General features: G+C 69.8%; 18 protein-coding genes. 8 read left to right on the forward strand and 10 right to left on the reverse strand.

Translation table 11 applies throughout. The features are described 5' to 3' along the window. Window positions 1-25 precede the first annotated feature (25 nt). Window positions 26-1,240, forward strand: coding sequence for a pre-mycofactocin synthase MftD (gene mftD / locus AC1HFH_RS11720; protein WP_480247467.1), 1,215 nt, complete (start codon window positions 26-28; stop codon window positions 1,238-1,240). Window positions 1,241-1,356: 116 nt separating this feature from the next. On the opposite strand, the gene AC1HFH_RS11725 is transcribed toward mftD, so the two are convergent. Then, window positions 1,357-1,827 carry a MarR family winged helix-turn-helix transcriptional regulator gene (locus AC1HFH_RS11725; protein ID WP_480247468.1) on the reverse strand — a complete coding sequence of 157 codons (471 nt, stop codon included), beginning with the start codon at window positions 1,825-1,827 and terminating at the stop codon, window positions 1,357-1,359. A 261-nt stretch (window positions 1,828-2,088) separates the two neighbouring features. Between AC1HFH_RS11725 and AC1HFH_RS11730 the strand changes: the two genes are divergently transcribed. Together AC1HFH_RS11730 and AC1HFH_RS11735 are read left to right on the forward strand one after the other, a co-directional pair. Further along, on the forward strand, window positions 2,089-3,765 hold the full coding sequence (locus AC1HFH_RS11730; protein WP_480247469.1) for a fumarate hydratase: 1,677 nt from the start codon (window positions 2,089-2,091) through the stop codon (window positions 3,763-3,765). Window positions 3,766-4,034: 269 nt separating this feature from the next. Continuing rightward, a complete protein-coding gene (locus tag AC1HFH_RS11735; protein WP_480247470.1) occupies window positions 4,035-4,565 on the forward strand; it encodes a M15 family metallopeptidase in 531 nt (176 codons plus the stop codon). A 336-nt stretch (window positions 4,566-4,901) separates the two neighbouring features. Here the strand turns inward: AC1HFH_RS11735 and AC1HFH_RS11740 are convergent, their stop codons facing one another. The 4 genes from AC1HFH_RS11740 to AC1HFH_RS11755 form a co-directional block, all read right to left on the reverse strand. Then, on the reverse strand, window positions 4,902-5,585 hold the full coding sequence (locus tag AC1HFH_RS11740; protein ID WP_480247471.1) for a hypothetical protein: 684 nt from the start codon (window positions 5,583-5,585) through the stop codon (window positions 4,902-4,904). Window positions 5,586-5,721: 136 nt separating this feature from the next. After that, a complete protein-coding gene (locus AC1HFH_RS11745) occupies window positions 5,722-6,366 on the reverse strand; it encodes a GntR family transcriptional regulator (RefSeq protein WP_480247472.1) in 645 nt (214 codons plus the stop codon). 67 nt (window positions 6,367-6,433) lie between these two features. Beyond that, window positions 6,434-7,204: an ABC transporter permease gene (locus tag AC1HFH_RS11750; RefSeq protein WP_480247827.1), complete on the reverse strand. Its 771-nt coding sequence runs from the start codon at window positions 7,202-7,204 to the stop codon at window positions 6,434-6,436. A 170-nt stretch (window positions 7,205-7,374) separates the two neighbouring features. Continuing rightward, window positions 7,375-8,157, reverse strand: coding sequence for an ABC transporter ATP-binding protein (locus AC1HFH_RS11755; protein ID WP_480247473.1), 783 nt, complete (start codon window positions 8,155-8,157; stop codon window positions 7,375-7,377). Between the two features lie 281 nt (window positions 8,158-8,438). On the opposite strand from AC1HFH_RS11755, the gene AC1HFH_RS11760 reads away from it, so the two are divergent. The 5 genes from AC1HFH_RS11760 to AC1HFH_RS11780 all read left to right on the forward strand — a co-directional run bounded on the left by AC1HFH_RS11760 (window position 8,439) and on the right by AC1HFH_RS11780 (window position 13,494). Beyond that, on the forward strand, window positions 8,439-9,605 hold the full coding sequence (locus AC1HFH_RS11760) for a nitrate ABC transporter substrate-binding protein (protein ID WP_480247474.1): 1,167 nt from the start codon (window positions 8,439-8,441) through the stop codon (window positions 9,603-9,605). A 35-nt stretch (window positions 9,606-9,640) separates the two neighbouring features. Further along, window positions 9,641-10,624: an isopenicillin N synthase family dioxygenase gene (locus AC1HFH_RS11765; protein WP_480247475.1), complete on the forward strand. Its 984-nt coding sequence runs from the start codon at window positions 9,641-9,643 to the stop codon at window positions 10,622-10,624. A gap of 129 nt (window positions 10,625-10,753) precedes the next feature. Further along, window positions 10,754-12,082, forward strand: coding sequence for an amidohydrolase family protein (locus tag AC1HFH_RS11770; protein ID WP_480247476.1), 1,329 nt, complete (start codon window positions 10,754-10,756; stop codon window positions 12,080-12,082). Further along, entirely contained in the window at window positions 12,079-13,011 is a 933-nt protein-coding gene (pucL, locus tag AC1HFH_RS11775; protein WP_480247477.1) for a factor-independent urate hydroxylase, read from the forward strand. The genes AC1HFH_RS11770 and pucL overlap by 4 nt, the downstream gene beginning before the upstream one ends. A gap of 63 nt (window positions 13,012-13,074) precedes the next feature. Beyond that, window positions 13,075-13,494: a hypothetical protein gene (locus tag AC1HFH_RS11780; RefSeq protein WP_480247478.1), complete on the forward strand. Its 420-nt coding sequence runs from the start codon at window positions 13,075-13,077 to the stop codon at window positions 13,492-13,494. Between the two features lie 98 nt (window positions 13,495-13,592). Here AC1HFH_RS11780 and AC1HFH_RS11785 read toward each other — a convergent pair whose 3' ends face one another. The 5 genes from AC1HFH_RS11785 to AC1HFH_RS11805 form a co-directional block, all read right to left on the reverse strand. Further along, complete coding sequence (locus AC1HFH_RS11785) at window positions 13,593-14,006, reverse strand: PIN domain-containing protein (RefSeq protein ID WP_480247479.1); 414 nt, start codon at window positions 14,004-14,006, stop codon at window positions 13,593-13,595. After that, window positions 13,999-14,250 carry a type II toxin-antitoxin system Phd/YefM family antitoxin gene (locus AC1HFH_RS11790; RefSeq protein ID WP_480247480.1) on the reverse strand — a complete coding sequence of 84 codons (252 nt, stop codon included), beginning with the start codon at window positions 14,248-14,250 and terminating at the stop codon, window positions 13,999-14,001. Before AC1HFH_RS11790 ends, AC1HFH_RS11785 begins: the two co-directional genes overlap by 8 nt. A 72-nt stretch (window positions 14,251-14,322) precedes the next feature. Then, entirely contained in the window at window positions 14,323-18,756 is a 4,434-nt protein-coding gene (locus tag AC1HFH_RS11795) for an SbcC/MukB-like Walker B domain-containing protein (protein ID WP_480247481.1), read from the reverse strand. A gap of 5 nt (window positions 18,757-18,761) precedes the next feature. Further along, on the reverse strand, window positions 18,762-20,180 hold the full coding sequence (locus AC1HFH_RS11800) for a TIGR02678 family protein (protein WP_480247482.1): 1,419 nt from the start codon (window positions 20,178-20,180) through the stop codon (window positions 18,762-18,764). Then, window positions 20,177-21,754: a TIGR02677 family protein gene (locus AC1HFH_RS11805; RefSeq protein WP_480247483.1), complete on the reverse strand. Its 1,578-nt coding sequence runs from the start codon at window positions 21,752-21,754 to the stop codon at window positions 20,177-20,179. The genes AC1HFH_RS11800 and AC1HFH_RS11805 overlap by 4 nt, the downstream gene beginning before the upstream one ends. Window positions 21,755-21,841 lie beyond the last annotated feature (87 nt).

Below are 21,841 nucleotides of genomic sequence, written 5' to 3' on the forward strand. Positions count from 1 at the left end.
CATCCAACACAGATAGGACACCTGAATGAACCCCTGGTTCGAGACCGTTGCCGAAGCCCAGCGGCGTGCGAAGAAGCGCCTGCCGAAGTCGGTGTACGGCGCGCTGATCGCCGGATCCGAGCGCGGCCAGACCATCGATGAGAACCAGGCCGCGTTCACCGAACTCGGTTTTGCGCCGCATGCTGCCGGGCCGATCGGCGAGCGGGACCAGTCGACCACCGTGCTCGGGCAGCAGGTCGGCATGCCGGTGCTGATCTCGCCGACCGGGGTGCAGGCGGTGCATCCGGAGGGGGAGGTGGCCGTGGCGCGGGCGGCCGCGGCGCGCGGCATCGCGATGGGCCTGTCGTCGTTCGCGAGCAAGCCGATCGAGGAGGTCGTCGCGGCCAATCCGGCGACGCTGTTCCAGCTGTACTGGTGCGGCAGCAAGGACGATATGGCCGAGCGGATGAGCCGAGCGAAGGCTGCCGGGGCGGTCGGGCTGATCCTGACCCTGGATTGGTCGTTCTCGCACGGCCGGGATTGGGGCAGCCCGGAAATCCCGCAGCAGCTGGATCTGCGCACCATGCTGAAGTTCGCACCGCAGACCCTTGCCCGGCCGCGCTGGCTGGCCACCTATGTCCGCTCGGGGAAGCTGCCCGATCTGACCGTGCCGAACATGGTGGTCGGCGGCGGTGCGGCCCCCGGATTCTTCGGCGCGTACGGCGAGTGGATGGGCACCCCGGCGCCCGACTGGGACGATGTGCGCTGGATCTGCGAGCAGTGGGACGGCCCGGTCATGTTGAAGGGTGTCATCCGGGTCGACGACGCCCGCCGCGCCGTCGACGCCGGAGTCGCCGCGATCTCGGTGTCCAACCACGGCGGCAACAACCTCGACGGCACCCCCGCCGCGATCCGCGCGCTGCCGGTGCTCGCCGACGCCGTCGGCGACGAGATCGAGGTGCTCCTGGACGGCGGTATCCGCCGCGGCAGCGATGTGGTCAAGGCGGTGGCGCTGGGCGCCCGGGCGGTCATGATCGGCCGCGCCTACCTGTGGGGTCTGGCCGCCAACGGCCAGGCGGGCGTGGAGAACGTCCTCGACGTGCTGCGTGGCGGCATCGACTCGGCGCTGCTCGGCCTGCGCAAGACCTCGATCACCGACCTGGAGCGTGGTGACATCGTGGTACCGGCCGGGTTCGAGCGTGCCCTGGGCGTGCCGGCGCCCGACCGGGGTGGAGCGACCACTCCCGCCTCAGCGGGGTAGTGCCTCCAGGGCTGCCCCGAGGCCGCGGACGGTGACCGGGTCGGTCAGGGTCCGGTCGGTCGGGGTTCGAATGCTCCGATCCGTCCGGGGCGGACGGCTGCTGGTTCGGCCGGAGGTCAGCGCCCGGCCGGGTCGCCGCGGTGGTGTCGAACCAGGACGTCGTAGATATCGGCGAGGGCGGCGAGCTGGTTGCGATCCAGCACGTCGATCATGTGCCTGCGGACGCTGCGCACGTGCGCGGGTGCGGCGGTGGTGAGCAGTTCGGCCCCGGCCGGGGTGATCCGGGCGGCGGTGCGGCGGGCGTCGTTCGGGATCGGTTCCCGGTGCACCAGGCCGCGCTTCTGCATCCGGGTGATCTGGTGCGACAGTCGGCTCTGCGACCATTCGAGCAGTTCGGCCAGTTCGGCGAACGTCAGGCGCTGGCCCGGGGCATCGGCCAGCGAGGTCAGTACCGAGTATTCGACGTAGCTGAGGTCGGCGGCGCGGGTCGAATCGCGGCCGATGGCGGCGGCGATGAGGTCGCGGGTTCGCACGTAGCCCAGCCAGGCACGCATTTCGACATCGTCGAGCCACTGTGGATCGTTCACGATCGCGCTCCAGATTCTCCGGTGTCCGCTTGTGTATCGCCTTGGTGTCGCCCTGAACGCTGAATTTGCCCCGCACAGGCCTAGCACCGTTGAGTTGAACGTGCAACCTGCGCTCACCTCCAAGGGTGGCATAGGGTTGCCTTACCAAGGGGTGTCGGGGGCGGGCGGATAGGCTCGGACCGCTTTGTGACCAGCCCAGGCCGGTGCTGGGACGAGACGACCGTGTCCGTGGCCCCGGCCGCGCCCGAAGGAGTGCGATCCGTGACCGCGCCGGAATTCGACTATTCCGATCTGCTGCCGATCGGTGCCGACGAGACGCCGTACCGGCTGCTCACCACCGAAGGGGTCAGCACCTTCGAACACGACGGCCGCACCTTCCTGAAGGTCGAGCCCGAGACGCTGCGGCTGCTCACCGAGACAGCGATCCACGACATCAGCCACTATCTGCGCCCCGCCCACCTGCGGCAGCTGCGCAAGATCATCGATGACCCCGAGGCCTCCGGCAACGACCGTTTCGTCGCGCTGGACCTGCTGAAGAACCTGAACATCTCCGCCGGCGGCGTGCTGCCGATGTGTCAGGACACCGGCACCGCCATCGTGATGGGCAAGAAGAGCGAAGGGGTGCTCACCGGCGCCGACGACGCCGAATGGATCAGCCGCGGCGTATTCGACGCCTACCGCAACCTGAACCTGCGGTACTCCCAGCTGGCCCCGCTGACCATGTGGGAGGAGAAGAACACCGGCTCCAACCTGCCGGCGCAGATCGAGCTGTACTCGACGCCCGCGGACACCGGTAAGCCCGAGTACAAGTTCCTCTTCATGGCCAAGGGCGGTGGCTCGGCCAACAAGTCCTTCCTGTACCAGGAGACCAAGGCGGTCCTGAATCCGAAGCGGATGCTGGAGTTCCTGGACGAGAAGATCCGCTCGCTCGGCACCGCCGCCTGCCCGCCCTACCACCTGGCCGTGGTGGTGGGCGGCACCAGCGCCGAATTCGCCTTGAAGACGGCGAAGTACGCCTCCGCGCACTATCTGGACAATCTGCCCACCGAGGGGTCGGCCACCGGCCACGCCTTCCGGGATCTGGAGCTCGAGGAAGAGGTCTTCCAGCTCACCCGGGAGTTCGGAATCGGTGCCCAGTTCGGCGGCAAGTACTTCTGCCACGACGTGCGGGTGGTGCGGTTGCCGCGGCACGGTGCGAGCTGTCCGGTCGCCATCGCGGTGTCCTGTTCGGCGGACCGGCAGGCCCTGGCGAAGATCACCCCGGAGGGCGTGTTCCTGGAGCAGCTGGAAACCGAACCGGCCCAGTACATGCCGGAACAGACCGACGAGATCCTCGGCGGCGACGTGGTGCAGATCGACCTGAACCGGCCGATGGACGAGATTCGTGCCGAACTGTCGAAATACCCGGTGAAGACCCGGCTCTCGCTGACCGGCTCGCTCGTGGTGGCCCGCGACATCGCGCATGCGAAGATCAAGGAACGCCTGGACGCCGGGGAACCGATGCCGGAGTACCTGCGCGATATGGCCGTCTACTACGCCGGTCCCGCCAAGACGCCCGACGGCTACGCCTCGGGTTCGTTCGGTCCGACCACCGCGGGCCGGATGGACTCCTACGTGGAACAGTTCCAGGCCGCGGGGGGCTCGTTCGTGATGCTGGCCAAGGGCAACCGGTCCGCACAGGTCACCAAGGCGTGCAAGGAATACGGCGGTTTCTACCTCGGCTCCATCGGCGGCCCGGCGGCCCGGCTGGCCCTGGACTGCATCAAGAACGTCGAGGTTCTGGAGTATCCGGAGCTGGGCATGGAGGCGGTCTGGAAGATCGACGTAGAGGACTTCCCGGCCTTCATCGTGGTCGACGACAAGGGCAACGACTTCTTCGCCGAGACACAGAAGCCGATCGCCCTGCGGGTCCGTACCCGTTCGAAAGAACGGGTCTGACACAGACTTCCGCCTGTCGCGGCCCCGGTCCTCGTGTGCGCGAGACCGGGGCCGTCGGCGTCTGCGCGGGTGCTCGGAGTGGGCTGTTCCACAGCCCTGGGACAACTATGTGAACAATCACATTTCCGATAGCTTCGGCGCTTCCGCCCCCGGGTGCAACGATTCTCGTTGCCGGGCAGCGATATCGCCGCCGGCTGCTGATGTGCGTTGTGTATCAGTGGTCCCGCCACTGGTAGATGCCTGTACGGCGGCGATTAGACTGCTTGCCCATGACGATTGTGCGCGGCCGGGCGGCCGATCGAATCCGTGCCGTGGCCGCGGTGGCAGTCTTCGGCATCGCCGGGATGGCGGGGGCGGCCACCGCAGTCGCGGATCCGGGCGTCGTGCCGGTCGAACAGCGTGAACAGCTGCCGATGGCGGTCGGCACCGAGGGCCTGGATCCCGCCCTGGCCCTCGCCTACACCCTCGCCGAACAGCAGGCCCGAGCCGAGGGCGTCCAGCTGGCGATCACCTCCGGATACCGCGACCCGGCCGAGCAGCAGATGCTCTGGAACCACGGCCTGGCCACCTACGGCAGCCCCGATATCGCTCGCCGCTGGGTGCTCCCGCCCGAGGAGTCCACCCACGTCTCCGGTCGCGCCGTCGACGTCGGCCCCCGCGAGGGCGCGGCCTGGCTGGAAACCAACGGCAGCCGGTGGGGTCTGTGCCGGGTGTTCGAGAACGAGTGGTGGCACTTTGCCCTACAAACTCGGCCCGGTCAGCCGTGTCCACCGATGCTGCCGGATGCCAGCCATCAGTGATCGGAGGGTTTGAAGGGTGTGTCCACCTTGACAACGAGTGGTGGCACTTTGCCCTACAAACTCGGCCCGGTCAGCCGTGTCCACCGATGCTGCCGGATGCCAGCCATCAGTGATCGGAGGGTTTGAAGGGTGTGTCCACCTTGACAACGAGTGGTGGCATTTCGAGTTGCTCACCCTGCCCGGTACCCCCTGCCCGCCGATGGTGGCCGACGCGAGCGTGCGCTGACCCGGTGTCATCTCGGCCGGTGCGGGGTCGCCGCACGGCAGGTCCGGACCGGCCCGGCCGCCCCGGGCGCGGCGGGTGAGCCGTGATTCGGGCGATGCGTAGCGTGCCCGTTACGACGGCTGCTCGCAGTGCAGCCATTCGCCGTTCTCCCTGAGGTAGGAATCGGTCTCGGTGTTGGTCTCCGACTCCGCGCCGCTATTGGTCCGCGTATAGGTGAGATCGGCGGTTGCGGTGTCCCCGGTCACCTCGATGTTGTCGACCTTGTCGACGGTGAACGTGGTGGTTTCACGCAGGATGGCCAGGTTTGCGGCCTTGTAGGCCGTTTCGTCGTAACGGATGACCGCATCGATCATGTTGTCGATGCTCTCCTCGGAGGCGGCCGGGTATTCCGCCTTCAATGCGAGGGCCATCTGATCGGCCGGCTTGGCGGCGAACTCCTCGGCCGTTCCTGCTGAACTGAGCGGCGCGAACATGGTGTCCGGCATGTTTCTGACCGCCGCGCGGTACTCGGTGCAGGTGATGTCGGCCAGCCGGTCGAAATCGAAGGTGGCCATCGCATTCTCCTGCTCGGTGATCAGGTCGCGGATCTGTTGCGCGTCGTCGCCCCCGGTTGCTGCCGGGGCCGACGCGGCCGGTGAAGCGCCTGCGTTCGTGGACTCCTCCGAGCCGCAGCCCGTCGCCGCTACTGCAACGACAGCCAGACCGATGGCAAGTGTGCGCTTCATGAAAGTTCCTTCTGGTGAATCTATGACGGCAGCCGGACCGGCCCTCGCGATGAAGGACTGCTCCGGCACCGTCGGCAGGGACAGCGAATGCTAACGCAGGAATCGGATTCCCACAGTCTCGGTGCGCCCCGGAATGGTTGCGGGCTACCTTCCGGCAAGCTGCCCGGGCGGGTGGCCCGCGGGCCGGCGCTGACGAACCGGACAGTCAGCGCCGCCGGGTCCGCACCAGCAGTCCCGCGACATGGGCGGCGGCCGCCGCCCGGGCGGCTTCGGCATCGCCACGCCGGAGCGCGGTGAGGATCCGCTCGTGCTCGTCCACGGCGATCCGCCGGTTGCCGGTGTCGATCCACAGGTCGGAGCGGTACAGGTGGGCCTGGCCGTCCAGCCGGAACAAGGCCTCGCTGAGCGGCCGGTTGCCGGCGATCTCCCGGATTGCGGTGTGGAATGCCAGGTCCAGGCCCGCATCGCGGCGCTGATCGGGCGGGTCGGCGAGCCGGCTGCGTTGTTCGGCCACCATCTCGGCGAGTCGTTCCAGGTCCTTGTTGGTGGCCCGGGATGTCGCCCGATGTGCGGCCAGGCCGTCGAGAACTTCCCGGACCTCGAACACTGCGCGGATGGTGTCGTCGTCCACGGAGCCGACCTTGGCGCCGGCATTGCGGGTGTGTACGGCGATCCCGTCGTTGATCAACTGCTGGACCGCCTCCCGCACCGGCGTGCGGCTCACCTGCAGTGCGGTCGCCAGCGCCGGCACGCTCAGCGGCGTGCCGGGGGCGAGTTCGCCGGCGAAGATCTGTTCCCGCAGGGTGGCGTGCACCGATTCGGCCAGCAGGGCCCGCTCGGTCGTCGTCATCGATTCTTCTCCGCTGCTCCGGGCCACACCCCACGGTAGCGCGGGCCGGTGGCGGGACTCGGGACGGTCATCGTGCCCGCCCACCGGCGTGCCAGGATCCGACCAGCCACCGGGACAGGGCGTTGAACGCGACGAACACGGCGACACCGAAAGCCGCGGTGAGCACGATCGCGGCGAACAGGTCCGCCGACTGCAGTCGGCTGCGGTACACGTCGAGGAGGGTGCCGATACCGGGCTGTCCTTTGGCGAAGAACATATCGCCGATGACGGCGCCGACCACCACCAGTCCGGCGGAGGTGCGCAGCCCGGTGAGGATGGCGGGCAATGCGGCCGGCAGTTCCAGCTTCACCAGTCGCTGCCACGCCGCCGCGCGCCCCAGCGTGAACAGTTCGTGCAGGCCGCGATCCACGGACTGCAGGCCGAACAGCGTATTGGTGATGATCGGGAAGGCCGCGATGATCACGCACACCAGGGTTCGGGCGAACATGCCGTAGCCGAACCACAGCCCGATCAGCGGAACCAGCGCGAGAATCGGAATCACCTGTAGCACAACCGCATACGGATATATCGCTCGTTCCAGCCAGCGCGCCCGGCTCATCAGGGTGCCGATGGCGATCCCGGCAGCGGCGGCCACGGCGAACCCGGTGGCGGCGACCTGGGCGGTCACGGCGAGTGCGGTGAGCATCGGCGTCAGATGTGCCGGATCCAGCAGTGATTCGGACAGCACCCGGTGCGGCGCCGGCAGCAGGAACCGCCGTTCCGGACTGAGGACGAGGTAGGTGATCGCATACCAGACGCCGATTGCCACGGCGAAGGACGTCGCGGGCAGTCCGACCATCGCAGCGGCCCGGCGCGGCAGTCGGTACCGCTTGCGGGCGGCCGTTTCGTCTGCCGGCACCGGATCCTCGGCGGGTGGTGCGTTATCGGGGACAGCGCCGGTCGACCGGGGCGGGGCGGCGCCCGTGCGGCGCGAGATGGTCCGGACGGCCGGAGTCAGGGTGGTGTCGGTCATCGGGTGCCTCCGTGCAGGGATGTGGAGATCCGGGCGACGTATTCGGTGAAGGCCGCCTCGTAGCGCAGTTCCGGGCGGCGGGGATAGCCGAAATCGATGTCGACGATCTCGGCGATCCGGCCGGGGCGGGCGGACATCACCACCACCTGGTCGGCCAGGAACACCGCCTCGGCCACCGAGTGGGTGATGAACAACGCGGTGAATCGGGTGTCGGTGTAGAGCCGCTGCAGTTCCACCTGCATCTCCAGGCGGGTCATCTCGTCCAGCGCCCCGAACGGTTCGTCGAGCAGCAGTACTTCCGGTGCCCGGGCGAGGGCCCGGGCCAGCGAGACCCGCATCTTCATTCCGCCGGACAGGGTGCGGGGCAGCTGATCGGCGAATTCGTCGAGCCCGACCGCCGTGAGGGCGGCCGCCGCTCGCCGATGCCGCTCGGCCCGGCCGGCCCGGCGGAACTCCAGGGCGAGCTCCACGTTGCGGCGTACCGACCGCCACGGCAGCAGGGTGGGTTCCTGGAAGATGAACCCGACCGAGTCGGTACCGATGGCCACCGACCCGCTGCTCGGGTGTTCCAGTCCGGCCGCCATTCGCAGCAGGGTCGACTTGCCGCAGCCGGACGGGCCGACGACCGCGGTGCAGCCACCTCGCCGGATCCGCAGGTTGATGCCGTCCAGGGCCACGGTGCCGGTGGGGAAGGTCTTGGTCACCCGGTCGAAGGTCACCTCGATGCCTTTGGTGAGTGTCCGCGCGTCCGCATCGCGCAGGGTATTCGTGAGGCCCATTTCGTCCCTCCGGGTCATATGCATGCAACTGCGCTGGCACCAGCGCCTTCTTGATGCTTGATTACATGTATGACATGCGAGTTGCGGGATGTTACGTGCCGATCATTTATCGGCTAACAAGGTGGGAAAACTGCGGAGCGTCGGGATCGTTTACCAGTCCGAAATGAATCAGACATTGCATGTAATCGAGTCGAGGCGATAGTGGTGGCGTGCGGTGCTGATCTCCGCCGAGTCGTCCCTTGCCGACTCGTTCCCACCTCCGAACCGTTCCGAGGAGACCGATGACCGGATTCGAACCCCGCAGGACCGCTGTGGTCGCTGCCGCCGCACTCGCTGCCTTGACCGTTGCCGGCTGCGGCGCCACCGATCCGGATTCGAGCGCCGCCCCGCTCGAACCGGCGACCGGCGACCGGTACCTGGCCGACGTATGTCCCGCTGAAGTCGACATCCAGCTGCAATGGCAGCCGCAGTCCGATATGGGTGCGCTGTTCCAGATGCTCGGTCCCGGCTACCGCGTCGACACCGAGAACCGTTCGGTCACCGGACCACTGGTCGCCGACGGCCGGGACACCGGCGTCGACCTGACGCTGCGTGCCGGCGGCCCGGCGATCGGCTTCCAGTCCGTGTCCTCGCAGCTCTACCTCGACGACGATGTGGAGCTCGGCATCGTGCACGGGGACCAGCTGGTGGCGGCCGCCGCCGATCAGCGTGTCGTCGGCGTCACGCCGCTGCTCAAATACAGCCCGGCGATTCTGATGTGGGACCCGCAGACCCACCCCGACTGGTCGGAGATTTCCGACATCGGCCGATCCGATGCCACGGTCGTCGTCTCCAAGGAGCAGATCTTCCCGCAGTGGCTGGTCGCCGAGGGCCTGCTCCGCGCCGATCAACTGGACACCACCTACGACGGCGCACCCGCCCGTTTCGTCGGCGATCCGGCCATCGCCCAGCAGGGTTTCGCCAACTCCGAGCCCTACTCTTACGAGCACGACACCCCGGCTTGGAACAAGCCGGTCGCCTACGACCTGGTCAAGGACGCCGGCTACGACATCTACGCCTCCAATGTGTCGGTGCGCGCCGACCGGGTGGACGAACTGTCCGGCTGTCTGGAACGACTCGTACCGATCATCCAGAAGTCCGGCGTGGACTACATCGGTGCACCCGAGTCCGCCAACGCGACCATCGTCGACGTCATCGCCGCCGATGTCGCGTACGCGCCCTATACGGCCGGGGAGGCGGCCGCCGGCGCCGAACTGCTGGCCGCCGAAGGTCTCGTCGCGAACGAGTCGGACGGCTCGCTGGGCACCTACGACCCGGAACGCATTCGGCGCACCGTGGCGCAGCTGGCCGGCGTGCTCGCCGCCGGTGGCGCGTCGTTACCCGCGGATCTGACCGGCGAGCAGCTGTTCACCTCCCGATTCACCGATCCGGGCATCGGTATCCGATGACCGGACCGACCCGTCACCGAGCAGAGGAGCTCCCCATGACCCTGACCGAGCTGCAGCGCGAATCCCGGATGGGTGCACCCGGCACCGAGACCACCGACCGGGAGATCCGCCGGATCAGCCTGGCCGACTTCGAATCCCGGCGCGCACAGATCACCGACGAACTGTGGTCGGCAGCGACCGACATCGGCTTCTTCCAGGTGGTCGACCACGGCATCGAACTCGACCGGGTACGGGAAGCTTTCGCCGTCGCGGAAGCGTACTTCGCGCTGCCGGAGGCAGTGAAGGGAAAATACCCCCTGAAACAGGGCTCCAACTCCGGGTGGGAGTCGATGACCCAGGTGCGGCCGTCCATCGGCACCCCGGACCAGAAGGAATCGTTCCAGGTGACCCGTCCGCATATGGCGGGTCTGTGGCCCACCGACGACGAACTGCCCGGATTCCGGGACACCGTACTGGCTTTCGAAGCGGCCTGCCGGGACCTGGCGATGCGGCTGCTGTCCTGTTTCGCCGACCGGCTCGGATTCGCGCGGGACTTCTTCGCCACCGCACACGATCCGGCGGTACCGACCTACCAGAGCACACTGCGGCTGCTGCACTACTTCGCGCTTCCGGAGGACGCCGTCTTCGGCGCCGACACCTGGCGGGCGGGCGCGCACACCGATTTCGACTGCCTCACCCTGCTGTTCCAGCGCAGCGGGCAGGGCGGGCTGCAGGTGTGCCCGGGCGCGGAGATGGACACTCAACGCTGGACGCCGATCGAGCCGGCCGACGACGTCATCACCTGCAATATCGGCGACATGCTGATGCGCTGGAGCGACGACCGGCTGCCCTCGAACTTCCACCGGGTCAAGACCCCGGGCCCGGACGAATTCCGCGGGTCCCGGTACAGCATCGCCTTCTTCGCCCAGGCCAACCGAGATGTGCTGATCGAGGGTCCGGCCGGCAAGTATCCGCCGATCACCGCCGAGGACTACCTGTATCAGCGGGTGAACGCCAACTTCGCGGGGGAACGGGAATGAGCGGGCTGCGGGTGTGGGTGACGATCCGCCGATTCCTGGGGGCGGGCGGCGGCCTGCACGTCGAGCTGCCGTACCACCCGGCCTGCTGATCGGCGGACACCGGCCGCAGGCCGGAGGATGGGAGACTTCATGAGGACCGTGGTCACCGATGTGACCGTCTACACCGGCGGCCGGTGGCTGCCGGGCCGGGACGTCGTCTTCGATGGCGGCCGGGTGGTGTCGATCGGCGGATCCGGCGACCGCGCCGGCGCGGTACCGGTCGACGGCACCGGCGGCTATCTGATTCCCGGGTTCGTCAACACCCACACGCATCTGCAGCAGGCGTTGATGCGCGGGATCGCCGAGGGCACACCGCTGCTCGACTGGCTCCTCGCCGTAGGCGCCGAGTCGATCTCGATCACCCCCGAACGGGCCTATCTGGCGACCGTCGCCGCTGCACTGGAGGCGCTGCGCAGCGGCACCACCACGGTGGTCGAGCACATGTGGCCGCATCCGTCGGCCGAGGTGCACGCGGCGGTGATCCGCGGCCTGCGGGACAGCGGTATCCGCGCCGTCCTGGGCCGCGGCATCGCCGACCGCCCCGATCCGACCCGGAAGTGGGGCTTCGAGCCGCGCCTGATGCAGCCGCTGGCCGAGGTACTCGAGCATGCCGGTCAGCTCGCCCGCGACACCGCCGCGACGACCATCGATATCGCCCTGGCAGTGCCGAATCCACGGTCGCTGACCCCGGACGGAATGGCCGCGATCCGCGACTATGCCGTCCGGACCGCGACGACAGTATCGATCCACCTGCTCGAGACCAGCACCGACGACTTGATGTGCGCCGCGCACACCGGTCTCGGCGCGGTCGGCTACCTGCGGGAACACGACTTCCTGTGGGACCGGCTGCTGGCGGTGCACTGCGTCGAACTCGACGAAGCCGGGCGGCGCACCCTGGCCGAACACGGGGTGTCGGTGTCCTACAACCCGGTGAGCAACATGCGGCTCGGCAGCGGTGTCGCGCCGGTACCGGAACTGCTCGACGCCGGGGTTGCGGTGGGGCTCGGTGTCGACGGTGCCGCCAGCAACGACACCCAGGACATGTTCGAATCGCTGCGCTACGGCGCCTATATCCAGCGGGCCGTGCACCGACGCGCCGACCTGCTCGGCATCGGGATGATGCTGGACATGGCCGCCGGTGGCGCGAATACGGCACTCGGCCGGGCGCCACGCACCGGCGGGATCGCCGTCGGAGACCCGGCCGATGCGACATTGCTGCGCTTCGAGCGCGATTTCGCCACCCTGCCGGTGCGTGATCCGGGCGCCTCGCTGCTGACCACCGGCACCTCCCGCATCGTCGACAGTGTGTTCGTAGCCGGGGAACCGGTGGTGTGGGACGGTCGCAGCACCCGCGTGGACGAAGCGGAACTGACCCGGCAGCTGCTCGGGACGTCACGAGGAAAGGAAACGCACCGATGACGGCACTGACCGGAGATATCGTGCTCGGACCGCACAGGTACGGCAAAGCCGAGAACCGCGTGGTGCGGATATTCCGCGGCGCCACCCGCCACGAGATCCGGGATCTGAACGTATCGACCTGCCTGCGCGGTGATTTCGCGGCCGCGCATCTCGACGGTGATCAATCGGCGGTGCTGCCCACCGACAGCCAGAAGAACACCGCGTTCGCCTTCGCGAAGCAGGCGCCCGAACCCGAGATCGCCGCCTGCCTGCCGCCCGAGGCGTACGCCTTGCGTTTGGCCACGCATTTCGTCGACACGGTGGAGCCGGTGCGCAGCGCCCGGATCGATGTCGAAGAGTATGCATGGCAGCGGGTCCGAGCCCGGGGTACCGAGCACGACCACACCTGGGTGCGGCAGGGGCAGGAGGTGCGCACAGCCGCGGTGACCGTCGAGGGGACGGGGGAGCGGCAGCGGTGCTGGGTGCTCGCCGGCCTCACCGGCTGCACCCTGCTCAAATCGACCGGATCGTCGTTCGAGGGGTTCCTCGTCGACGAATACACCACCCTTGCGCCGGCCTCGGACCGGATCCTGGCGACCACCCTCACCGCCGAATGGCGCTACACCGGCACCGATATCGCCTGGGACGACACCTATGCAGGCATCCGGGCCGTGCTGTTCGAGCAGTTCGCGGAACTGGACTCCAAGGCCCTGCAGCAGACGCTCTACGCCATGGGCCGGGCAGTCCTGCAGCGCTACCCGGGGATCGCGGAGATCCGCCTCACCGCGCCGAACAAACATCATTTCGATTACGACCTGTCCCCATTCGGCCTCGACAATCCGAACGAGGTGTTCCATGCCGCCGACCGCCCATACGGATTGATCGAGGCGTGTGTACAGCGCGCCGACGCGCCCGCGGCCGGGCCGGCCTGGGTGCGTGGTGCCTGCTGACCCCCGGTACACCGCGCTACCGTGGACAGATCCGGTCGGGATACGACGAGGCAGGAGTTCGCTATGAACATCACTCGAGGTCTCGGGGCGCTTGCCGGCGCGGTGTCGGCACTCGTCGCTGCAGGTGCCGCCGCCGCGGCGCCGATATCGGTGCCGTTCCAGATCGACCCGGCACCGTTCGGCAACCCGAACGGCAGCTTGGACGTCCCGCCGATCCGGTGCGTCGCAGTGACCGGCGAGCAACCGGGCACCGTCCGGATCACCGGCGGTAAACAGGGCGGCTGGGGCTGCCTGGTGTCGGCGCATGTGCGCTGGATCAACCTGAACACCGGCGCCACCGGCTACGCGCGGACCTCACCCGGCCTGCACGGGCATCCGCCCGAAGCCCTCCTGCGGACCGGGCCGGGGCAGATCGCGTTGGTCCTGCAGCCGGCGACAGGTGGCACCGTCACACCGGGAGCGGCGACCCTTTCGGTGCCGTGACGCACGGTTGGGCGTTGCACCACGTTGCCCGGTCGCAGGGGTCGATGAAGCGTCGGGATGCCATGGCGTCTCGGATGGCAGAGTGCGCCGGACCGAGGCTAGACCGCAACCAGGTTCAGTAGTGGTGCGAGGCCTTTGAAGTCATCGGGGTTGCGGGTGTAGAGCGGTAGTGCATGCTGCACGGCCGACGCAGCGATCTGTAGGTCTGCGACTCGGTCGCGGGGTTTCCTGCCGATCTGCTCGACCAGGAGCGCGAGCGAGCCGTAAACATGCGCGGTCTCGCCGTCGAAGACGAGGGGGTCGAATGTTCTGACCACCCACTGGAACTGGAGCTGGCGCTGCGCCTGCTGCATCGGGTCCTTCGTCGAGTGGATTCCGGCGGCGAGTTCCGCGAGACTGACCGCACTGATAGCCGCCTCGGCCTCGGCGGGCAGGCTGGTATGGATCTCCGCGTAGTCGATGAGCACCGACGTATCCAGCAGGATGTGGCGCGGCTCGACGTCTTCACTCACGGTCGGGCAGTTCCGGATCGATCATGGCGTCCAGATCGGCTCGCCAGCGGCGGTAGTCGATTCGCGGTAGGGCGGCGCTGCTCTGTGCGAGTTCGGCGACCGGCACGAACGTGCGCCGAACCAACGGCTCGAGCTTGGCCACCGGCTTTCCGTTGCGCGTGATGGTGAAGCTCTCGCCGGCCTCGACAGCGGCGAGTACCTTGCCGCTGTCGTTTCGTAGGTCCCGCTGCTGGATCTGCCTCATGACTGCCAGTGTACCCCCAGTGCTACGAGGTGTGCATAATGCTACGCCGGGCGTGTGGGAGTCCCCGCGTAGTCAGGCGCCGCCCGGCATCCCGTCCAATGCCAACCCCCCTTCGATCCCGACCGGCACCCGGCGCCGGTCGGGGGAGCCGAGGGCGGTGGTCAGGTCGGAACCGTCGTGTTCGGCGAGCAGTTCGCTCGCGTCCCACACCAGCAGGGTGGCGCTGACGGTGTGTTCGGCGGTCGAATGGGCCAGGTCGTAGTGGGCGCAGCCGGGCACGTGCGGATAGGTGATCCACAGGTCGTAGCCCGTCATGAACAGGTCCAGGTCGAACTGGACGGACAGGCTCAGCAGTTCGCTGCGGCCGTTGTCGTCGACGCCGGCGAACGCTTCGTCCAGGGCCAGTAGCCGCGGTGCCTGTGGGTCGGCGGAGTCCAGCATGACGTGGGCGGCCGCGAACAGCGGCAGATGCAGTGATACCGACTGTTCACCGCCGGAGAGGGCGCTGTGCCGGGCCACGGTGAGCTTGTCCTCGGTGCCGTCCCCGGAGATCAGGGTGAACGAGAACACCCGCCAGGTGCGGTAGTCGAGGGTGGTGGCGAGGATTTCGGGATAGGAGCGTTCCGGGTGCGCGGCCCGGGCCGCCCGGATCTCGGTGGCGAAATGGGCGCGGATGGCGGCGAGGTCGTCGGCGGTGAGCGCGGCCGAATCGCGGTCCAGGAGTTTGCAGGTGGCGCGGGCGGAGTCGGACAGTCCGTCGGCCAGTACCCAGTGCACACCGATGGTGTTGCCCGACGACATCCGCCGTTGCTTCATCTCCGTCCCCATCCGGGTGATGAGTTCGCGGGCGTCGCCGGTGCGTTCGTGGATCTGCTGGGCCAGCCCGGTCAGCAGCGCGTCCTCGAGGATGTGCCGTTCGGATTCGGTGAGCAGCAGCTCCTGATCGCGGCGGGCGGTGTCGATGCGGTCGGCGAAATCGGCGAGCGCGGTCGGGCCGTGTTCGTCGTGCACCTGCACGACGGTGAGGCCGTCCGCGGCGTCCCACTGCACCCGGTAGTCGCGTCCGGAAGCGGCCAGGGCGGCATCGAACTCCTGCAGTGCCGCCGTGACGGCCGAACGGGTCGATTTGCGTGCGGAGTCACCGGCCCGCACCGCGCCGGTGGCCCCCGACAGCGCCCGGAACAGCGCCGACACCTCGTCGGGCAGCACCTCGGGTGACTGCTCCGGGCCGGCCGCTTCGATCCGGTACAGCAGTTGCTCGGCGCTCGACCAGGCGGCATCGCTGCTGGGCCAGCGGTATTCGGTGCCGGCGCCGAGCAGGGACAGCAGGTCCGGCCGCGCGTACGGGGCGAGCGCGGCCACCTCGGCCAGCACCTCGGTGAGCGCGGTGCTCAGCGATTCGTGGGCGGTCCGGTAGGCGGCCTCGGCGTCGCCGACCGCTTCGATGGCGGCATTGGCGGCCTTACGGGCGGCCCGCTGTTCGGCCTTCGCCGCTTCGATGCGTTCGCGGGCGGCGGCGAGCTCCCGGTTGATGTCGTCCGCCCCGGCACCGAGCGCCTCGCGCAGCGTCTCCAGGCGCCGGGACTGTTCGGTGTAGTCGCGCTGGGCGGCTTCGGCCTCCTCGGCGAACGCCTCGGCCAGGTCCCGGGCCTCGGCGAGCCGGTCACCGGCTTCCCTGGCACGTTCGGCTTCTCGCTCCCGGTCGCTGCGCACCCGCAGCAATGCGGTACCGCTGTTCTCGAAATGCCGGACGGCGGCGGCGAGCGCGTCCAGACCGGCCGGTTCCCGTGGTGCGCGGTGGTCGCGCGCCGCGGCCCGGACCTGTTTGTCGGCCGTGGTCGCGGCGGCGATCGCCTGATCGAGCTCGCCGTCGGCGTGGGTTGCGGCCTCGGTCCGGGACCGGATCAGGCCCGCGGTCTCGGCGACACCGCGCAGGGCGGCCCGCACGGCCCGCGGCCGGGGGAGTTCCCGGGCGGCGGTGGCGATCCGGTCCAGCCGGTCCCGGCCCGCCGCGGCCTCGGCTTCGGCTTCGGCCAGTTCCTGTTCGGCGGCAGTGCGTTCGACGGCGAGGTCGGCCAGCCGGGCGGTCCGCCGGCGGGCCCGGGCGGTGGCGCCGATGAACTCGGCCTCCGGTTTCCGGTGCGCACCCACCACCACGCCGAGCCGATAGCCGCCGTCCGCCGCCACGACCGGGACCGCCGGGTCGGCGAGACCGCTGCCCAGGGCGTCGACCACGGCGATCGACGCGAGGACTGCGGTGACGTGTTCCGATGTCACCGTCGGTTCCGGTGTTCCCGCCGTGGGGTCGGGCATGTCCGCGTCCCAGGTGTCCGCGGGCCTGTGGTCCGAGCCCGGGACCGTCGGCAGCTCGGACACCGAATCCGCATGAGGCACGGTGCCGGAGGCGGCGTGGACAGTGCCGGAGGCGGCGTGGACACCGTCGTCCGGGACCGGTTCGGCGACCAGCATATCGGCCAGGGTCGGTCCGGCCGGGCGGGATTCGGGCGGCAGCGGCTGCAGGAACTGTCCCGGGGTGCCCGGTGCCGGCGGCGTGCCGGTGATCCGGCCGTCCAGCAGCCCGGCGGCCTGCACGGCGGCTTCGAGGGCGGCGGCCCGGTCCGGGGTGGTGTCGTCGGCGAAACGCACCGCCCGCCACAGCGGTACACCGGGGGCGTCGTCCGGCTCGGCGAACCCGGGGAGCCGGGGCGGCGGCGCGTCGTCGCGTTCGGCGCTGATATCGGCATGTTCGGTGCTGAGTCGCTGCAGCCGCGCCCGGGCGGCCTCCGCGCGGGCGGTCGCCGCCCGGACGCGCTCACGCAGCCGGTCACGGACGGGTTCGACGTGCGTTGCGAACACTTCCGCGGCCGGTAGCGCCTCCTCGGTGTCGGGGGAGGTGAGCGCGGCCGTCAGGTCGTCGAGCAGCCCGCCGGACGCCGCGTGGCCGTCGGGGTGGTCGGCTCCCGGGCGGATCTCGTCGGGGCGGCCCGGATCGAGGGCCGCACGGTGCCGGTCCCACCAGTCCCGGAGCTGCCGGGCGACCGTCGACCGGGCCTGCTCGACGGCCGCCTCGGCATGTGCGACCTCGGCCGCGGCGGCATCACGCAGTTCGGCGGCCCGCTCGGCGCGGCGCTGGGCTCTGGTGCGTTCCGCATCGGCGGTCTCGGCGCGGCCGAGTACCCGCCGCACCGCCCGCACATCGGCATCCCGCTGTTCGGCCAGGGACCGGACGGTTGCGGCGAAATCGTCGGGCCGGTCGGAGCCGCCCGGTTCCCAGTCGATTCCGGCCTCGGTGGCGGCATCGCGCAGGGTGTCGGAGCCCCGGGCCAGCGTCGCCTCGGCGGTGTGTACCGCCGCCTCGGCCCGCTCGGCCTCCTGGGTGCGCTGATCGAGGGTCTGCTGCGCCTTCAACGCCTTGTCGCGGTGCGCGGTTGCGGAGATCTCCAGCCGCCGGACCGCGTCGGCCAGGTCGTCGAGCTGTTGTTTGCCCTCGTAGGCGGCCGAACGCTGCAGGTTCTCCCGGTCGGCCAGGGCTGTCTCGTAGGCGGTGTCGGCGTCGTCGGCGCGGGCGTCGGCGGTATTGCGTTCGGCTTCGCGCCGCTGCCGCAACGCGGTCGCCGCGAACAGGGCGGTGGCGCTGTGCTGCACCGCCTCCAGGCGGCCCCGCACCTGTTCGACATCGGTTTTCGCCTGGACCGCCAGGTATTTGCGATAGACCTCGACGAAGCGGCGGGTCGCGGTGTCGGCCTGCACCAGGCCCTCCAGGGTGCGGCCCACCTCCTCCATATCGCTGAACGACCGGGCCGCATCGAGGATCAGCTGCTCGTCCAGGGGCCGGAGTCCGTCGGTGAGCGCCTGGGACAGACCGCGGGGGTCCAGATTCTTGGCCAGCTGCGGCCGGCGCAGCGTGAGGATCAGGTTGATCAGCTGCTCGTAGCGTTGCGCTCCGAGCCCGAACATCCGGGCATCGATGGCGGCCCGGTATTCCAGCGGGCGATCCACGATGGCGTCGCTGCCGATCTGCTCGGCCAGCTGTTTACGGGTCAGCGGCCGATCGTCCGGGTCGATGAGCGAGAAATCCACTCCGGCGCGGCCGTCGGCGACGAAATACCAGCGGGTCACCTTGTCCGAGGAGCGGGTGGCGCGCATCCCGATCCCGACCGTCACCACCTCGGGATCGTCCCAGCGGCCGCGCGCGAACTCCATCCAGACATACGAATGCGCCGAATCCTGCTTGCGATAGAGCAGATTCGACTTCATGGTGCGTTCCTCGCCGGCAAACGGATTGAGCCGGCGCGGCTCGATCCGCCCGTCCAGCACGAACGGGAACAGCACCTCCAGGGCCTTGGTCTTGCCCGACCCGTTGGGGCCGCGCAGCACGAGACGCCCGTCCGCGAAACAGAATTCCTGATCCCGGTAGTCCCAGAGGTTGATGATCCCGGCGCGGGTCGGCACGAACCGCACGCCGCCGTGGATCTGCGGCGCCGAAGTCGTCGAATCGGTCGACATGCTGGTCAGTTCCTTCCGTGTCGCATCGCGGTGGGCCCTTCACTGCCGGAGTCGGCGCCGGGATCAGCAGTGTCGGCGGCGGTCACGAAGAGTTCCGCGGCACGTTTGGTGCGGACCGTGACGACCGCGCCCCGGTACCGGGCCAGCGCGGGCAGCGCCAGGATCCCGCCGGGGACCGGGCGGATCAGCCGCAACCGGTCCAGCAGGGTACACACCGCGGCGGTCAGACCGTCGACATCGGCCTGCCACTGTGCGGCGAACGTGTTGCCGTACCGGTCGGTGAGTGCTTGCACGGTGTCCCGGAGCCAGGTGGCGTCGAGAAACGGATACTCGGGTTCGGCTGCCGGGTCGGGTTCGGCCGGGATGTCGGCGTTCCCGGCGGGGGAGGGGTCGCCGGGTTCCGGATCCGGGTCGGCCAGTGGCCGGAATACCCCGGATTCCGGCAGCGCCGCATCGATCTCGTCCGGGAGAGGATCTGCGGTCAGGTTCGTTTCCCGGTGCGGCAGTGGATGATCGGTGTCCAGTACGGCATCGGCGATCTCACCGGCCAGCAGCAGGCCGACCTGCGCGATGGTGCCGGTGCCGGGGAACCGGGTGTCGGTCATCCGCCCGGAGGTATCGATCAACGCCACCCCCTCGGCGCGCCGCTCGGCCTGCAGCCCGGTGAACCGCTCGACCTCGGCGACGAGCTTCTCCCGCTCCAGCAGCGCGCGTTCCGGTGCCGCGAAATCGGCGGCATACACGACCGGCCGCTCCACCAGGGCGCGCCGCACCCGCTGCGCCTGGGCGGTGCGGTCCGGCCCCGGTTCCGGGGCCAGCAGGCCCCGGACGCTGTGCAGATGCTGCAACGCACGCGGCGGCCGGAACAGGGCGACGACGACGGCCCGGTCGATGTCGTAGAGGGCCTCACCGGCCGCCGGATCGCTGGCCCAGCCGCCGGCGTCACCGTCGGCCAGCCGCAGCGCGCCCCTGGCCGTCAGCCAGCCCGCGGCGTCGACGAACGCATCCCGGTCGGCTGCCCGTTCGGTATCGAGATCCAGGCCGTCGACCAGGCCGGCATGCGCGGCGACCTGGTCGGCCAGCTCCGACAGGGTGATCTGGTCGCCGGCGCGGCCCAGGACCGCCAGGGCCAGCGCGAGGTAGGCGTATCGGCGGCGATCGAACACCCGGTCGGCCGGGCTGCGCGCCGCGCGGCCGGTGTCCAGCCGGTCCAGCACCGGGAACAGCCGCGCCGTGGTTTCGGTGACCTCCAGCCGGTAGCCGAACAACTCGGCGAGGTCGTCGCGCAGTTCGGTGGCCCAGCGCCGGACCAGCGGCAGTGCGATCCGGTCCGGGTACTGCCGGGTGATGAGATGGTTGGCGAGCACCACCCGGGCCGCCCGCTGGTAGCTGTCCAGGCTGAGCGGGTCGATGCGGCGGCTCATCGGCGTCCACTCCGGGTCTCGGTGACCTCGAGCCGGCGGTTGTTCAGATGCAGCAGCCCGTGCGCCGTCCGCACCACCGTGGCGCCCGGATGCGGCCGGACGGTGAGTGTCACGCCCGCATCGGTTCCGGTGCTGGACCCGGCCCGGCCGCTGACCGGAACCCAGGCGGTCGAGGCGGCATCGAGCAGCCGGAGCAGCACTTCGGTCTCACCGGCATCGAGCACCCGCTGGTGTACATCGGCGCGGGCGAGCGAGGCGGCGGCCGCGGCGCGGGCCTGCTGGCGGGCCAGTTGCTGTTCGCGCAGCCGGCGCACCCCCGCATCGTTGCGCTGGATCCGGGCCGGCGCACCGGCGGCGGGCGGGCGGCCCGTCTCCGCCAGGGTCCGGGAGATCTCCAGCGGCGGCGCCTCCCACCAGGCCCGGTGTGCCGGAACGAGATCGGCGTCGGGGTGGGCCAGGCCGAGGTGCCGGGGCCGGCCCAGTCCGAACACGGCATCGAACAGCGCATGCGCCGCCTCGGTGGACGGCGCCGCGGCGAACCAGCCCGCCAGGTGCCGCAGGGCGGACTCCCGGCTGACGCCGCTGCTGCGCGTCTCGGTGACCCGGCGGAGCAGCGCCAGCACGGCCGCGATGGCGCTCATCGTCGCCTCCCGCAGCCGGTCGGCCTCCGAATGCGTCACGGCACCCGGCGTATCGCCCAGATCGGCGACGAACCAGGTGCGTAGGCCGTCCCACCGGGACCGCCAGTCGGCGGCCCGCTCGCCGGGGCTCAGCAACACCCGTTCGTCACAGGCAGCGGCCCGCGTGATCAGCTCGTCGATCCCAGTGTCCTCGATCTCGGCGATCGCGGCGGCCAACCGGGGCGCGAACCGGGCCAGATCCATGCTGAATTCGCGCATATGGGCCAGCAGCGCGTCCTTGTGCCCGAGGAAGGCCTGCGGGGTGATCTCGGTGGCGCGCATCAGATCACCGAGGGTGAGATAGAAGTGCGAGGCGCGGGTGGCCATCTCGGTGAGCGTGGCATCCAGCCGCCGCAGCGTGGTGTAGACGCGTTCGGCGTCGCCGGCCCGGTTCGCGGTGGCGAGCGCGCCGAGATCGTCGAGGAGTTCCGGCAGCACCAGCCGGGACAGCGCCGCATCGTCGGTGCGGGCCGCGAGTACCCCGGCTACCGCCCGGTAGGCGGCGAATCCGGCCTGGGAGAACTGGTACACGTAGTGCCGGTTGCGATATTCGGCCAGGGTCGCGGCCCGGGTGCCGTCGTAGCTGCGTTCCAGCACGCCCCAGCGGTGCAACTGTTCCAGGAGCGGGCCGATCTCGGCCCCGGTCAGCGGCAGCCCGGCCGCGGCCGGACCGACCGGGTCGGCGGCCGCCGGCCGCGCCTCGTCGCGGGCGATCCAGTCGGCCACCTCGTCGGCGTGCAGCAGCACCACATAGGCCGCCCGGGCGCCGTCGAAGGCGCGCAGCACCCGCAGGTAGTCGGCGCGCCGTTCGGCGGAGGTGAACGAGAACAGCCGTAGCCGCTCATCCCACAGTGCGGGGACGGCACTGGGCAACCCATCGACGGTGTCGGTCACCGGGCCCAGCCTAGCGGTCGGCAGTAGCCGGTCGGTTGCGGGTGACCGGGCACGCCGCGGCGTGTTGCCTGCCTGCGGGCGCGGCGG

The sequence above is a fragment of the Nocardia sp. KT25-26 genome (assembly GCF_056627695.1).

Bases quoted from the DNA above. Each gene is read 5' to 3' on its own strand.
- mftD (WP_480247467.1), top strand. From the start codon at position 26: ATGAACCCCTGGTTCGAGACCGTTGCCGAAGCCCAGCGGCGTGCGAAG.
- AC1HFH_RS11765 (WP_480247475.1), top strand. From the start codon at position 9,641: ATGACCCTGACCGAGCTGCAGCGCGAATCCCGGATGGGTGCACCCGGC.
- AC1HFH_RS11800 (WP_480247482.1), bottom strand. From the start codon at position 20,180: ATGAGCCGCCGCATCGACCCGCTCAGCCTGGACAGCTACCAGCGGGCG.
- pucL (WP_480247477.1), top strand. From the start codon at position 12,079: ATGACGGCACTGACCGGAGATATCGTGCTCGGACCGCACAGGTACGGC.
- AC1HFH_RS11760 (WP_480247474.1), top strand. From the start codon at position 8,439: ATGACCGGATTCGAACCCCGCAGGACCGCTGTGGTCGCTGCCGCCGCA.
- AC1HFH_RS11790 (WP_480247480.1), bottom strand. From the start codon at position 14,250: ATGAGGCAGATCCAGCAGCGGGACCTACGAAACGACAGCGGCAAGGTA.
- AC1HFH_RS11755 (WP_480247473.1), bottom strand. From the start codon at position 8,157: ATGGGCCTCACGAATACCCTGCGCGATGCGGACGCGCGGACACTCACC.
- AC1HFH_RS11780 (WP_480247478.1), top strand. From the start codon at position 13,075: ATGAACATCACTCGAGGTCTCGGGGCGCTTGCCGGCGCGGTGTCGGCA.
- AC1HFH_RS11735 (WP_480247470.1), top strand. From the start codon at position 4,035: ATGACGATTGTGCGCGGCCGGGCGGCCGATCGAATCCGTGCCGTGGCC.
- AC1HFH_RS11795 (WP_480247481.1), bottom strand. From the start codon at position 18,756: ATGTCGACCGATTCGACGACTTCGGCGCCGCAGATCCACGGCGGCGTG.
- AC1HFH_RS11745 (WP_480247472.1), bottom strand. From the start codon at position 6,366: ATGACGACGACCGAGCGGGCCCTGCTGGCCGAATCGGTGCACGCCACC.
- AC1HFH_RS11770 (WP_480247476.1), top strand. From the start codon at position 10,754: ATGAGGACCGTGGTCACCGATGTGACCGTCTACACCGGCGGCCGGTGG.
- AC1HFH_RS11750 (WP_480247827.1), bottom strand. From the start codon at position 7,204: ATGGTCGGACTGCCCGCGACGTCCTTCGCCGTGGCAATCGGCGTCTGG.